Genomic DNA, 13771 nt, shown 5'->3' with positions numbered 1-13771 from the left:
GGTCAGGCCTTCTCGGGGGCGGTGGCGGGTGCGGTGAGGTCGACGGCGCGGACGCCGAAGTGGGCGAGGAGGGCGTCGCAGGAGCGGCAGGGGGGTGCGTAGCTGCCGTGGAGGGGGTCGCCGGCTTCGCGGATGCGGCTGGCGGTGATCTTGGAGTGTTTGAGGGAGCGGCGTGCTTCGTTGGGGGTGAGGGGTTTGCGGGAGGCGCGTCGGCTGCGGCCTTCCTCGACGGCGGTGAGGTGGCGGGAGAGCAGGATCGCTTCGGGGCAGCGGCCGGTGAAGCGTTCGCGCTGGCCGCTGGTGAGGGTGTCGAGGAAGTCCTGGACGAGGGGGTGCAGGACGGGTGGCTGGTCGGCTTTGCCGGCGGTGCCGGTGAGGGTGTCGCCGCGGACGGAGAGGGCGGCGGCGATGGTGGGGAGGATGCCGTCGCGGCGGAAGCGCAGGACGGGGACGGCGGGGCCGTCGGTGCTGCTCCAGCGGAGTCTGGGGTCGCCGGCGGTGCCGGTGGCGTGGGCGGTGGCGCCGTCGGGTGCGCCTCCGCCCGGGCCGATGGGGCCCCGGGGGCCCAGGGGGCCGGTGGGGCTGGTGGGGCTCGTCCGGTCCGTGGGTCCGGTGGGTCCCGTGGGCTGGTCCGGGCGGGCCGGTGTGCTGGCAATCGTGTTCCGCATGTGGCGCTTTCCCTCCCGTGGCCGCGGCGCCGACCGCTGTCGGGCCGCTGTCGCGCACGCCCCCGTGCTGCGGGGACAGCCTGTCAAATGTCCCCTGTGGTGGGGAAGCGGGGTCGAATATTCGTATCAATTCGGATGTTCCCGGCCGGGGGCCGCGGGCGTCCGTCAGGGGCCCGGCCTGGGGAGGGTGCCGGTCTTGCCGCACCGCATAGGCTGTGCGGAACCAGCCAGATCCAGCAGGGGGCTACCGCCATGACGACAGGTCGGCTCGGGCAGCAGGCCGCGCCACCCAACGCCGCGTACTCGGGGCAGGTCGTGCATTTCCCGGACCCCGTCCGGGCCGCGCGCCATCCCCAGGGGGTGCGGATGAGCGGGGACGGGCATCCCGATTTCTCGCGGTACGCGCGGGCGGCGGTGGAGATCGCCGAACCGCCGGAGGGTTTCGGTGTCGACGAGCTGCGGCTGACGGACATCGTGTCCGCGAACGCCGCCATGCGCGCGGCGGGGCACGAGCTGTGGGACACGGTGGGCCCGGTGGCGACCCCGCACGGCTGGACCTGGCACCACGTGGCGGGTTCGCGGCGCCTGGAGCTGGTTCCGGTCGAGGTGAAGGCGCTGCTGAGGCATCACGCGGGGCTGGCGACGGCGCCGGTGGACCACGAGAAGCGCGGGACGCGGGCGTTGCAGGAGGTGCGTCCGGTGCACCTGAGGCTGCCGAAGTCGGTGGTGTCGGTGTCCGAGGCGCAGGTGCTGGGGGTCGAGGAGGATCTGGGCTACCGGCTGCCGGAGGCGTACCGCTCGTTCCTGAAGGCGGCGGGCGGCTGCGCGCCGGCCGGTGCGGGGCTGGACGTGGAGCTGGGTCTGCTGGTGGACCAGCCGTTCTTCACGGTGCGTGAGGAGGCGGCGGTCAACGACCTCGTCTACGTCAACAAATGTCTGCGGGACCACCTGACGAAGGACTACCTGTGCGTGGCCTTCGCGCAGGGCGGGCTGCTCGCGGTGAAGGTCAGGGGCGAGGCGCCCGGTTCGGTGTGGTTCTCTCCGTACGACGACGCGCGCGACCGGGACGGCTGGTCGGTGCGGGAGCGGGTGGAGCGTCTGCTGCTGCCGTGCGGTGCCGATTTCGACGCCTTTCTCGAACGGTTGGCGGGTAATCCGCCGGAGCTGGAGACGGTGGCCGGTCTGATGGTGGACGGCGGATTCGCGCGTTCGGTTCCGGTAGCGGTGGAGGGGTGACGGCGCGGTGGTGACGTTTGCGCAGGCGCAGGAGCGCGCCGAGGAGTGGATCAACGGGGACGTTCCCGGTTATCAGCACCGTGAGGTGCGGGTACGGGAGTTCGGCCTCGGTTTCGTGGTGTGGGCGGAGGACCGCCCGGCCGGTCCGGTGTCGGCGGGCGGCCGTCAGCGGCTGGTGATCGCGCGCGACAGCGGTGAGGCGACGCTGTGGCCGGGGCTGCCGGTGGGCGAGGTCATCCGGCGGTACGAGGAGGAGTACGGGGCGTCGGCGACGGCGCCCGAGCCTTCGGTGCCGTCGCCGCGGATCGACGCGGAGCAGACGTCGTTCATCCTGAGCCCGCCGGAGTGGCTCCAGGAGGCGGCGGACCGGGCGGGCATCGCGCCGAGGGCGGCCGGGCCGGGGGCGGCGCAGCCGTCGTCGGGCGGGGCCCCGGGTGCGCACGCCGGTCCGGATGGGCCCGCGTACGAGCGGACCGCTCCGGAGAGCGCCCCGGCTACCCCGGCCGCGCCCCCCGCCGCTGCTCCCGCCGCGCCCGCCGCGGAGCCCGTCGGGGCGACGCCGTGGGCCGGTACGGACGTGAACGCGGGGCCGGACGACGTGTCCGTGCCGCTGCCCGCGACGGTGTTCGCGCCGCCGCTGTCCGGCAGCGACCTGGAGGGTCCGGGGGCGCCCGCGGTCTCGGCGGAGGCCAAGACGCAGCTCATTTCGGGAGGCAGTCAGCTGCCCGCGACCGCGATCGCTCCGGCGCTCGGTGCGGGTCCGCTGCCGCTGCCGGGCGCGGGGGCGGCCGAGCCCGGTGCGCCCGCGGCTCCCGGTGGGCCCGCCGCTGCGCCTCCGGTGCGGGGGAGTGACATCGCCGACGCGCCGACGAGCAAGGCCCGGGTGAACCGGCCGTCGCCGTCGGTGCCGCCGGGTCCGCCCGGTGCGCCCGGTGCGCCCGGTGCCGGGCGTGCGCCCGGCGCGGGTCAGCCGCCCGCGCCTCCGGGTCCGCCGGGTGCGCCCGGTGGGGGTGCGCAGTATGCCGCGACGATGCTGGCCTCGCCCGCCGTGGGCCAGGCGCCCGCGCCTCCCGGTCCGCCGGGTGCGCCGGGTGGCACCGGGGGTGGCGGGGTGCAGCATGCCGCGACGATGCTGGCGGGTCCGGCGGTGGGTCAGCCGCCGGCGCCTCCGGGTCCGCCGGGCGCTCCGGGTGCGCAGGGGCCGGGTCAGCCGCCCGCGCCTCCTGGTCCGCCGGGTGGCACCGGGGGCGGCGGGGTGCAGCATGCCGCGACGATGCTGGCGGGTCCGGCCGTGGGTCAGCCGCCGGCGCCTCCGGGTCCGCCGGGTGCTCCGGGTGCGCAGGGGCCGGGTCAGCCGCCCGCGCCTCCTGGTCCGCCGGGTGCGCCGGGTGGTGCGGTGCAGCATGCCGCGACGATGCTGGCGGGTCCGGCCGTGGGTCAGCCGCCGGCGCCTCCGGGTCCGCCCGGTGCGCCCGGTGCGGGCGCTCCGCACGCCGCGACGATGCTGGCGGGTCCGGCCGCCGCGGGGCGGCCCCCGGCGCCGCCCGGGCCCGTACCGCCCGCGCCGCAGCAGCCGCACACCCCCCAGGCGCCGCAGCAGCCCGGCGTGCCGACGGTCGGTCCCGGCTACCAGGCCGTGCTGCGCTACCGCGGCCAGGACGGTTCCGAGCAGCAGCTGATCCGCCGCTCGGCGCCCGGTACCCCGCACCCGGAGTGGCAGATCCTGCACGAGCTGCGCGCGATGGGCGTGCCGCCGCAGCAGGTGCTGGAGCTGCACACGGAGCTGGCGTCCTGCGAGCTGCCCGGCGGTTACTGCGCGCGGATGATCCGGGAGACCTGGCCGCAGGTGCGGATCACGAGCGTGGCGCCGTACGGAACGGACCACGCGGGCCGTCAGCAGGGCATGCGGCACCTCCTCACGCACCAGGGCGAGCTGCACCAGGTGGCGGACGGTCCGGCGCGCCCGGCGCCGGTGCGCGCGCCGCTGCCGCAGGTGCCGCTGGAGCCGGCGATCCCGCTGGAGGCGATCGCGGCGGAGCTGAACCAGGCCTTCGGCCCGCAGGGCGTCTTCCGGTTCGAGCAGCGTGCCGTGTCGCGCCAGGGCGTGCCGGAGATCGTGGCGCAGACGCTGGTGTGGTCGGGTCTGCCGGTGGACTTCGGTCCGTTCTTCTGGGCGCAGGCGGTGCCGGGCCAGCCGGTGCCGACGCTGGCGGAGATGGCGGCGCAGCGGCAGGTGCAGCCCGCGTCGGACGCGGGTTCGTACCTGGTGGTGGGCAGCGACTTCGGCCGGGCGATCTGCGTGCAGTACGGCACGGCGCACATCGTGGCGGTGCCGGTGGAGGCCGGTCCGGGCGGTGCTCCGGTGCCGCCGCAGTTCGTGAATTCGAGCCTGCCCCAGTTCGCGCGCTGCATGGCGATGCTGGGGTACATGTGGCGGTTGCGCCTGCACCTGACGCCCGAACAGGCGGGGCGCTGGACGGCCGACTTCCAGCTGAAGCTGGCGGCGCTGGACAGTGCGGCGCTGGCGTCGCCGGAGAACTGGTGGTCGGTGCTGCTGGAGCAGATGTGGGACGGGCTCCTCTGACCCGACCCTTGCTCCGGCCGCCACGGGCGGTCTGTCCGGTCCCCGGTTGATCCGGTGACCGTCCGGGCATCTCTGATGAGTGGCCGGGCCGGGACCCCCGAACGGGGTCACGGCCCGGCCATTGCCGCTTCTGTACGTAAATGACGCATCCTTGACAGGAACCACCCCGCATCGGCCACACGCCGCACGCCACGCGAGAGAGGCGTTTTCCAGGATGAGTGCACCCATGTCACCGCGTCACCGGGGTTTCGAGACCGTGCGCGGCCGCGGCTACCGGACCGATCAGGTGGACCGGTACCTCGCCCGGCTCGCCGGCGGCCGGGACGAGGCCTGGGAGCGGGTGGCCCGGCTGACCGTGCTGGAGCGGCAGTTGGAGGCGGAGGCGCAGCGCCTGGCCGCGGTGGTGGCCACGCTCGCGCCCCAGACGTACGACGACCTGAGCGAGCGGGCGCGGCGGATCCTGGCGCTGGTGGAGGAAGAGGCGGAGAGCGTACGGGCGGACGCGCGCGCCGACGTGTCGGCGATCCTGGGCGCCGCCGAGGCGCACGCGGAGCGGGTGGCGGAGCTGGCCCGCCAGGACGCCGGGGCGGTGCGGGACCAGACGGAGGTCCGGGCCCGGCAGGGGCTGGAGCGGGCCCGGCGGGAGGCGGAGGAGATGCGGGCGGCGGCCCGCGAGGAGGCGGCGGACTGGCGGACGCAGGCGCAGGAGGCCCTGGCCGAGACGAGCCGCCGGGCCGAGGCGCTGCTCGCCGAGCGCGACCGGGAGCACGCGGAGCGGTGGGAGGCGGCGGAGCGGGAGCTGGCGGCGCGCGAGGCCGCGGTGGAGGCGCGGCTCGCGGAGCTGGAGCGGCACGGCCAGGGGGAGCTGGAGGCGGCCCGGCGGGCCTTCGCGGAGCAGGAGGAGGCGGCCCGGCACGGCCAGGAGGACGCGGAGGCGCGGGCGGCGGAGCTGCTGGCGCTGGCGCGGGCGCGGGAGGAGCGCACGGTGCGCGAGACGGAGCGGATCCTGCGGGAGCACGAGGCGGCCCAGGAGGAGATGCGGGCGCACATGAACCATGTCCGCTCCAGCCTGGCGGCCCTGACGGGCCGCGCTCCGGCGGAGGGCTGAGGCACCGCCGGGCCGTTGCCCCCGCAGGCGGGGGCGCCCGGCGAGGGTCGGCCGGTCAGGCCGTTCGCAGGCCGGTCAGGAAGCGGTCGGCGAGGGCCGCGATGTGCGGCAGGTGGGTCTCCAGGGCGAAGTGGCCCGCGCCTTCGAAGAGGTGGACGTCCGCGTCGGGCAGGTCGCGCGCGTACGCCGTCGCGCCCGCCGGGAGGAAGAAGGGGTCGCCGGTGCCCCACAGGACGAGCGCGGGCGGCCGGTGCGCGCGCAGCCACTCCTGCCAGAGCGGGTACAGCGTGATGTTGCCGCCGTAGTCGAAGGCGAGGTCGGCCTGGGCGTCGGCGCGGCCCGGCAGGTCGAGGAAGTGCTGGTCCAGGGTCCAGCTGTCGGGGGAGAGCAGGGTGGGGTCGGCGACGCCGGTCTGGTACTGGAAGCGGGTGCCGCCGGGGGTGAACAGGCCCCGGACCCGCTCCTCGCTGCCGGACACCTCGCGGCGCAGTCCCGCGAACTCGCGGGCGGTGTCGGAGAGTCCGTCCTCGTAGGCGTTGCCGTTCTGGACGATGAGGCCGGTGATCCGCTCGGGGGCGCGGGTGGCGAGCCGCAGGCCGACGGGGGCCCCGAAGTCGAAGACGTAGAGGGCGTAGCGGTCGAGGCCGAGGGCTTCGGTGAACCCCTCGACGATGTCGGCGAGCCGGTCGAAGGTGTACGTGAATCCGGCCGGGGCCTCGGTGTGGCCGAAGCCGGGGTAGTCCGGGGCGATGAGGCGGTGCGTGGCGCCGAGGGCGTCCATCAGCCGCCGGAACTGGTGCGAGGCGGTCGGGAAGCCGTGCAGCAGCAGGAGGACGGGGGCGTCGGCGGGGCCGGTCTCGCGATAGAAGACGCGGACGCCGTCGACGTCGGCGTACCGGTGGTGGACCTGCGGAACCGAAACGGTGAGCGGAATGCTCATCACATGCCTCCCCTTGGCTTGGAGGCATTAGTCTTGCCCGGCGCGGTCTAATGGGTCAAGGGCTTTCTTTGGCATTAGTCGGGCGCTAGGGTGGAGCCGTGACCGTGACCTTCCCGCTCCTCGGTGAGCCGCTCGCGCTGGATCTCCTCAACACCCGGTCCCCGGCGTTCGGGGACCTGATCGCGACCCCGGAGGGCCTCGCCGCCTGGCTGGCGGCGCAGCCGGGACGGCTGACCCCGGCGGCTCGGGTGAGCGGCGCGGACCTGGCCCGCGTCCACGCGGTACGGGAGGCGGCGCGGGCCGCGCTCGAAGCGGCACGGCAGGGCGAACGCCCGCCCGCCGGGGAGCTGCGGGCCCTGAACGAGGCCATGGCGGCGGCCCCCGCGCACCGCGAACTCGCCTGGACAGCGGCCGGGGGGCTCACGGCGGCCGTGCACCGGCGGGCCGAGGACCCCGGGCGGCGGCTCGCGGCCGAACTGGCCGGGGCGGCGGCGGACCTGCTGACCGACCCCCGCGTGCGGGAGGTCCGCGGCTGCGAGGGCGCGGAGTGCGAGCTGCTCTTCCTGCCCGCGAACGCGCGGCGGCGCTGGTGCGTGGCCGGGATCTGCGGCAACCGGGCCCGGGTGGCGCGGTACTACGCCCGGCACAAGGGCGAGGGGTGAGGCGGCTCGCCTGCCCGGCCCGCCCGCCCTACGGCCGCGCGGGCGGCTCGTCGCAGGGCGCGGGCGCGAGGGCGGGTGCGGCTTCCCGCTCCGGCGCGGACGCGGCGGGCCGCTGCGGGACGACGGGCACCGCCACCGCGTCCGCCGTGGCGACGAGTTCGGCCTCGACGACCGGTACCGCCACCGGAACCGGGTCGGCCACCGGCGTCGGGTCGGCCACCGGCGCCGGGGGCTGGTAGACGTACGGGTCGCTGCGCAGGCCGCGCGAGGTCACGTGCACCGTGAACGGCTGCTCGGGGCCGTCCGCCGGGGGCGGGCGCAGGAGGGTCAGCGTGCCGTCGCTGACGAGGTCCGCCTCCCGCTGCGGCTCGTCGCCGACGGTGACCCGGACCTTGCCGTGCAGGGGGTCGTCGCAGAAGCCGCCGCCCTCGACGTGCAGGAGGTCGCCCGTGCGCGTGACGCGGGTGATGACCGGGTTGGGCCGGGTGGCCACCTTGTTGAGCAGGTAGGCCGCGGCGGGGGCGCCGGTGAGCGCCCACATCTCCGCGGGCAGCTTCGGCAGGCCCGCGCCCACGTCGGCCACGAAGAACGCGGCGACGTAGAGCATCGTGACGATGCTGAAGGCGACGTACTGGAGGTCCATCAGGTCGGTCTGGCCGGAGTCGTTGGAGATGAGCTCGCCCATCGGCAGCCGCTCGGCGGGGGCGTTGGGCCCGGTGGGCGCGGCGCCCGGCGCGGACTTCTTTTCCGGCTTGAAGAGGTGGCCGTGCTGCACGCGCAGGCCGACCACGCCCTTGGCGCCGATGAGGGCCAGGTACGGGCCGCCGAGCAGCGGCAGGTAGACGCTCGTCAGGGAGGAGAACGGGTTCTGCGGGCCCTGGAACCAGCCGATGCCCCGGGTCAGTCCGTATGCCAGCAGCACGAGCAGCATCCACACGAGCAGCCCGGTCCAGGCGGCGGCGAGCGTCTTGGACGTGGAGAGCCGGCCGTCGCGGCCGGTCACCAGGCCGGGGTGGGCGCGCAGGGTCCGGTACCCCAGGAGCAGTCCGGCGACGAGCGTGAGCAGTGCGGGCAGCCAGGCCATGTGTCGTTTCCCCCCGTTCGGTCCCCGTCCGTGGTCTACCGCGTGACCGGGTCCATGACAAGTCCGCCACGCCGGTGGGCCGTTCGGGCGTACGGGAGGACCGCGCGCCCGGCGCCCCCGCCCGGCCCTTGCGCTCAGCCTTGCCGGTCCTCGCGGTCCTCCCGGTCCTCCCGGTCCTGGGCCTCCGTCAGCACCGGGAAGCGGCGGGGCGCCAGCAGGAGCAGCGCCAGTACGGCGGCCACCGCGGCCGCGGTCGCCCCCAGGTAGATGTGGTCCACGGCGGTGGCCACCGAGGCCCGCAGGTAGTCGGCGGCCGCGGCGGGCAGCGCGCCCGGCTCCGCGAGGGCCTGGGAGACGTCGTCCAGGCGGGCCGGCAGCCCGCCCATCGGGGCGTCGGCGAGCCGGGCGGCGATGGTGGCGTTGGCGACGGCCCCCAGCAGCGCGGCGCCGACGCTCTGGCCGACCTGCCGGGAGAAGAGGACGGACGCGGTGGTGGTGCCGCGCTCCGCCCAGCCCACCGTGGCCTGGACGCCGATCATCAGCGGCAGCTGGAACAGGCCGAGAGCGCAGCCGAGCAGGAGCATGACGAGCGCGGGCTGCCAGGGCCGCGCGTGCGCGGGGAGCAGGGTGAAGGAGTAGAGGACGGCGGCTGCCAGGGACATGCCGATCACGGCGCTGTCGCGGAAGCCGATCCGCCGGTAGACGTGCTGGCTGAAGGCGGCGGATATCGGCCAGCTCAGGGTCATGGCGGACATGACGAACCCGGCGCCGATGGGGCCGAGTCCGAGGACGGCCTGGGCGTAGGTCGGCATGAACACCATGGGCGCCACCATCAGCAGGCCCAGCGCGGCCATCGCGAGGTTGACGGCGGCGATGGTGCGCCGGCGCCAGACCCACCCCGGCAGTATCGGTTCCTCGGCCCGGCGTTCCACCCGGACCACCACCGCCGCCAGCACCGCGCTCCCGGCCAGCAGGCCCAGGGAGGGCGCGGACAGCCAGGGCCAGGCGACCCCGCCCTGGACCAGCGCGAAGAGCAGCAGCCCGCCGCAGGCGAAGACGGCGAGCGCGCCCGCCCAGTCGATGGGCCCCCGGGGGCCCCGGGCCCGTACCGGCTCGGCCAGGTGACGGACGATCAGCCACAGCGCCAGCCCGCCCAGCGGCAGGTTGATCAGGAAGATCCAGCGCCAGTCGGCGTAGGCGGCGAGCAGCCCGCCGACCGCGGGTCCGGCGACGGAGGAGGTGGCCCACACGGTGGACATCCGGGACTGGATCCGCGGCCGTTCCTTCAGCGGGTACAGGTCGGCGGCCAGCGTCTGCACGGTGCCCTGGAGGGCGCCGCCGCCCAGCCCCTGGACGATGCGGAAGGCGATCAGCGCGGCCATGTTCCAGGCGGCCGCGCACAGCAGCGAGCCGAGGAGGAAGAGGGCGACCCCGAAGAGGAGCACGGGTTTGCGGCCGAAGGTGTCGGAGAGCTTCCCGTACACGGGCAGGGAGACGGTGACGGCGAGCAGGTAGCCGGAGAAGAGCCAGGAGAAGACGGAGAAGCCGCCGAGGTCGCCGACGATCTGGGGGACGGCGGTGGCCACGATGGTGCTGTCGAGGGCGACCAGGCCCATGGTGAGCATCAGTGCGGCGACCACGGCGGTACGCGGACGGGCGCGCGCCCCGTCGGCTCCGGCGGCCCCCGGCTTCGTCGTACCCGCGTCCGCGTCCGTGTTCGCGTCCGCGTCCGCGGCCGCGCCCGTGTCGGCGTCGGCCCCCGTTCCCGTCTCCCCCGTACCCACCTGGATCCCTTCACTGTGCACGCATGGGCGGAGAACACCATCTCACCGCGGCCGTACCGGCGGTATCCCCCAGGTCTCCTCGCCCGCAGGGGTGACATCCCCTAGGGGTTGCTCCGCAGTAAGGAGCAGGGGCCTTTCGTCCCGACGGAGGAGGCCGAAAGTCCTCACGGCTTCTTAACTGGTTCCTACGGGCCGCTGGGGGGCGGCTCCCACGGGGGTGGGGCCGGCCCCCGGACGGGCCCCGCCCGTCGTACCCGCGACAGTCGCACGCACCAACCGAGGAGAACACCGTGACAACCGCACTGACCGATACCCGGCACGGGGGCGCTGGAGGGCATGTGGCCGTCGCGGCGCGAGCGCGGGAGGTCGTCAAGGCCTACGGCACCGGCGAGACCCGCGTGGTGGCCCTCGACGGCGTCGACGTGGACATCCACCGCGGCCGGTTCACCGCGATCATGGGCCCTTCGGGCTCCGGCAAGTCCACGCTGATGCACTGCCTCGCGGGCCTCGACACGGTGAGCAGCGGCCGGATCCACCTGGCCGACACCGAGATCACCGGTCTGAAGGACAAGAAGCTCACGCAGCTGCGCCGGGACCGGATCGGCTTCATCTTCCAGGCGTTCAACCTGCTCCCGACGCTGAACGCGCTGGAGAACATCACGCTCCCGATGGACATCGCGGGCCGCAGGCCCGACCAGCAGTGGCTGGACCAGGTCGTGGAGACGGTCGGTCTCGCGGGGCGCCTGAAGCACCGCCCGACCCAGCTGTCCGGCGGCCAGCAGCAGCGCGTGGCGGTGGCCCGGGCCCTGGCGGCCCGCCCCGAGATCATCTTCGGGGACGAGCCGACCGGGAACCTGGACTCGCGGGCCGGGGCCGAGGTGCTGGGCTTCCTGCGCCGCTCGGTCGACGAGCTGGGCCAGACCATCGTCATGGTCACCCACGACCCGGTCGCCGCGTCCTACGCGGACCGGGTGCTCTACCTCGCGGACGGCCGGATCGTGGACGAGATGTTCGACCCGACCGCCGAGCGGGTCCTGGACCGCATGAAGGACTTCGACGCGCGCGGGCGGACGTCATGACCGTCCTGAAGACCTCGCTGCGCAACTTCGCGGCGCACAAGGGGCGGATGGCGCTCTCGGCGATAGCCGTGCTGCTCTCCGTCGCCTTCGTCTGCGGCACCCTCGTGTTCACGGACACGATGAACACGACCTTCGACAAGCTCTTCGGGGTCACCAGCGCCGACGTCACCGTCAGCCCCAAGGAGGCCGGGGACGACGGCGAGAACCAGCAGCGCGGGCGCCCCGAGGCGCTGGCGGGCACGGTCGTCGACCAGATCAGGAAGGTCGAGGGCGTCAAGTCCGCCGAGGGCGGCGTCATCTCGGCCGCCGTGACGGTGGTCGACGCCAAGAACGAGAACATGGGCTCGACGACCGGCGCCCCGACGCTGGCGGGCAACTGGAACGACAACGAGCTCAAGTCCATGAAGATCACCTCCGGGCACGCGCCGCGCGGCCCCACCGAGGTGATGGTCGACGCCGACACGGCGAAGAAGCACCACCTGGCCCTCGGCGACGAGCTGCGCACGATCGCCATCACCGGCGACCTCCGCGCGCGGATCAGCGGCATCGCCGCCTTCACCGTGACCAACCCCGGTGCGGCCGTCGTCTACTTCGACACCGCCACCGCCCAGCAGGGCCTGCTCGGCGCCCGCGGCACCTTCACCCACGTCAACGTCGTCGCCAAGGACGGCGTGAGCGACGACCAGCTGAAGAAGAACATCGCCACCGCCGTCGGCCCGGGCACCTACAAGCTCCAGACCGCCAAGGAGTCCGCGGACGCCGGCCGCAAGAGCGTCGGTTCGTTCCTGAACGTCATGAAGTACGCGATGCTCGCCTTCGCCGGGATCGCGTTCCTCGTCGGCATCTTCCTGATCTTCAACACCTTCTCGATGCTGGTCGCCCAGCGCACCCGCGAGATCGGCCTGATGCGCGCCATCGGCGCCGACCGCAAGCAGGTCAACCGCTCCGTCCTGGTCGAGGCGTTCCTGCTCGGCGTGGTCGGCTCGGTGCTCGGCGTGGCTGCGGGCGTCGGCCTGGCCGTCGGCCTGATGAAGCTCATGGGCCTGGTGGGCATGCACCTGTCCACCGACGACCTGACCGTGCGGTGGAGCACCCCGGTCCTCGGCATCGTGCTCGGGGTCGTCGTCACCGTCGTCTCCGCCTACCTCCCGGCCCGCCGCGCGGGCAAGGTCTCCCCGATGGCCGCCCTGCGCGACGCCGGTACCCCCGGTGACCGCACGGCGGGCGTGGTCCGCGCCGTCCTCGGCCTGGTCCTCACCGCGATCGGCGGCGCCGCCCTGGTCGCCGCCGCGGGCGCCGACAAGGCGGCCACCGGGTCGCTGTGGCTCGGGCTGGGCGTGGTCCTGTCCCTGATCGGCTTCATCGTGATCGGCCCGCTGCTGGCGGGCGTCGTGGTCCGGGTGCTCGCCGGGGCGGTGCTGCGGCCCTTCGGTTCCGTCGGCCGGCTCGCCGAACGCAACGCGCTGCGCAACCCGCGGCGTACGGGCGCCACGGCCGCCGCGCTGATGATCGGCCTGGCCCTGGTGGCCTGCCTGTCCGTGGTCGGCTCCTCGATGGTGGCCTCCGCCACCGACGAACTCGACCGCTCGGTCGGCGCGGACTTCATCATCCAGTCGCAGAACGGGCAGCCGGTGCTCCCGCAGGCCGAGAAGGCGCTGCGCGCGGTCCCCGGCATCGACCACGTCACCGCGTACAAGATCCTCGACGCCAAGCTGACCACTCCGGACGGCAAGAGCGAGGACAAGACGCTCTCCGCCGCGGACCCGACGTACGCCGACGACCTGCGCAAGAAGACCGTCTCCGGCGAGCTGAAGGCCGCGTACGGCAAGAACGCCATGTCGGTCGGCCAGACCTATGCGAGCGCGCACGGCCTGAAACTCGGTGACGAGCTGACGGTCGCCTTCAAGGAGGGGTCGGCGGCCCGGCTGAAGCTCGCGGCGATCACCTCGGACGAGGGCAGCATCGACAAGGGCGCGATGTACACGAGCATCGCGACGGCCGCGCAGTACGTGCCGGCCGACCGGATGCCGCAGAACCTGATCATGTTCGCCAAGGCCGAGGACGGCAAGCAGCAGGCCGCCTACGACGCCATGAAGAAGGCGATGGCCGCGTACCCGCAGTACGACGTGCGCAACCAGACCGACTTCAAGAAGACCATCAAGGACCAGGTCGGGCAGCTGCTCAACATGGTCTACGGCCTGCTCGCCCTCGCGATCATCGTGGCGGTGCTGGGCGTCGTGAACACCCTCGCCCTCTCGGTGGTCGAGCGGACCCGCGAGATCGGTCTGATGCGCGCCATCGGCCTCTCCCGCCGCCAGCTGCGCCGCATGATCCGCCTGGAGTCGGTGGTCATCGCCCTCTTCGGCGCCCTGCTCGGGCTCGGGCTGGGCATGGGCTGGGGCGTCGCCGGGCAGCAGCTGCTGGCGCTCCAGGGCCTCAAGGTGCTGGAGATCCCGTGGCCCACCATCCTGGGCGTCTTCGCCGGATCGGCCTTCGTGGGCCTGTTCGCCGCCCTGGTCCCGGCCTTCCGGGCGGGCCGGATGAACATCCTGAACGCGATCGGCACCGAGTGAGCGCCTAGCGTTCCCCGCGACGGCGGGCGGCCCCGGATCCGGGGCCGCCCGCC

At 74.4% G+C, this 13771-nt stretch carries 10 protein-coding genes; 6 read left to right on the top strand and 4 right to left on the bottom strand.

From position 1 onward, the window contains the following. Positions 1-2 precede the first annotated feature (2 nt). Positions 3-668: a YwqJ-related putative deaminase gene (locus AC0693_RS28475; protein ID WP_468470191.1), complete on the bottom strand. Its 666-nt coding sequence runs from the start codon at positions 666-668 to the stop codon at positions 3-5. Between the two features lie 252 nt (positions 669-920). Between AC0693_RS28475 and AC0693_RS28470 the strand changes: the two genes are divergently transcribed. The 3 genes from AC0693_RS28470 (at position 921) to AC0693_RS28460 (ending at position 5596) form a co-directional block, all read left to right on the top strand. Next, positions 921-1904, top strand: a complete 984-nt coding sequence (locus tag AC0693_RS28470; RefSeq protein WP_469319505.1) for an SMI1/KNR4 family protein — start codon at positions 921-923, stop codon at positions 1902-1904. A 7-nt stretch (positions 1905-1911) separates the two neighbouring features. After that, on the top strand, positions 1912-4488 hold the full coding sequence (locus AC0693_RS28465) for an SUKH-4 family immunity protein (RefSeq protein ID WP_478803232.1): 2577 nt from the start codon (positions 1912-1914) through the stop codon (positions 4486-4488). A gap of 226 nt (positions 4489-4714) precedes the next feature. Further along, complete coding sequence (locus AC0693_RS28460; protein WP_356409313.1) at positions 4715-5596, top strand: DivIVA domain-containing protein; 882 nt, start codon at positions 4715-4717, stop codon at positions 5594-5596. 55 nt (positions 5597-5651) lie between these two features. Here AC0693_RS28460 and AC0693_RS28455 read toward each other — a convergent pair whose 3' ends face one another. Next, on the bottom strand, positions 5652-6536 hold the full coding sequence (locus tag AC0693_RS28455) for an alpha/beta fold hydrolase (RefSeq protein WP_478803231.1): 885 nt from the start codon (positions 6534-6536) through the stop codon (positions 5652-5654). A 98-nt stretch (positions 6537-6634) separates the two neighbouring features. Between AC0693_RS28455 and AC0693_RS28450 the strand changes: the two genes are divergently transcribed. Beyond that, entirely contained in the window at positions 6635-7198 is a 564-nt protein-coding gene (locus tag AC0693_RS28450) for a CGNR zinc finger domain-containing protein (protein WP_478803230.1), read from the top strand. A 28-nt stretch (positions 7199-7226) separates the two neighbouring features. Here AC0693_RS28450 and AC0693_RS28445 read toward each other — a convergent pair whose 3' ends face one another. Continuing rightward, positions 7227-8282, bottom strand: coding sequence for a hypothetical protein (locus AC0693_RS28445; protein ID WP_478803229.1), 1056 nt, complete (start codon positions 8280-8282; stop codon positions 7227-7229). Positions 8283-8416: 134 nt separating this feature from the next. After that, positions 8417-10087 (bottom strand): MDR family MFS transporter, encoded by a 1671-nt coding sequence (locus AC0693_RS28440; protein ID WP_478803228.1) that lies wholly within the window; start codon positions 10085-10087, stop codon positions 8417-8419. A gap of 269 nt (positions 10088-10356) precedes the next feature. On the opposite strand from AC0693_RS28440, the gene AC0693_RS28435 reads away from it, so the two are divergent. Then, a complete protein-coding gene (locus tag AC0693_RS28435; protein ID WP_469333633.1) occupies positions 10357-11145 on the top strand; it encodes an ABC transporter ATP-binding protein in 789 nt (262 codons plus the stop codon). Next, on the top strand, positions 11142-13718 hold the full coding sequence (locus tag AC0693_RS28430; RefSeq protein WP_478803227.1) for an ABC transporter permease: 2577 nt from the start codon (positions 11142-11144) through the stop codon (positions 13716-13718). Before AC0693_RS28435 ends, AC0693_RS28430 begins: the two co-directional genes overlap by 4 nt. Positions 13719-13771: the final 53 nt, after the last annotated feature.

Source organism: Streptomyces sp. NPDC043876, from assembly GCF_056435825.1.
Note: the sequence above shows the minus strand (reverse complement) of the source record. Positions and strands in the feature narration are given on the sequence as shown.

Excerpts from the sequence above, each read along its gene's own strand:
- AC0693_RS28475 (WP_468470191.1), bottom strand. The coding sequence starts at position 668 with ATGCGGAACACGATTGCCAGCACACCGGCCCGCCCGGACCAGCCCACG.
- AC0693_RS28470 (WP_469319505.1), top strand. The coding sequence starts at position 921 with ATGACGACAGGTCGGCTCGGGCAGCAGGCCGCGCCACCCAACGCCGCG.
- AC0693_RS28460 (WP_356409313.1), top strand. The coding sequence starts at position 4,715 with ATGTCACCGCGTCACCGGGGTTTCGAGACCGTGCGCGGCCGCGGCTAC.
- AC0693_RS28455 (WP_478803231.1), bottom strand. The coding sequence starts at position 6,536 with ATGAGCATTCCGCTCACCGTTTCGGTTCCGCAGGTCCACCACCGGTAC.
- AC0693_RS28445 (WP_478803229.1), bottom strand. The coding sequence starts at position 8,282 with ATGGCCTGGCTGCCCGCACTGCTCACGCTCGTCGCCGGACTGCTCCTG.
- AC0693_RS28430 (WP_478803227.1), top strand. The coding sequence starts at position 11,142 with ATGACCGTCCTGAAGACCTCGCTGCGCAACTTCGCGGCGCACAAGGGG.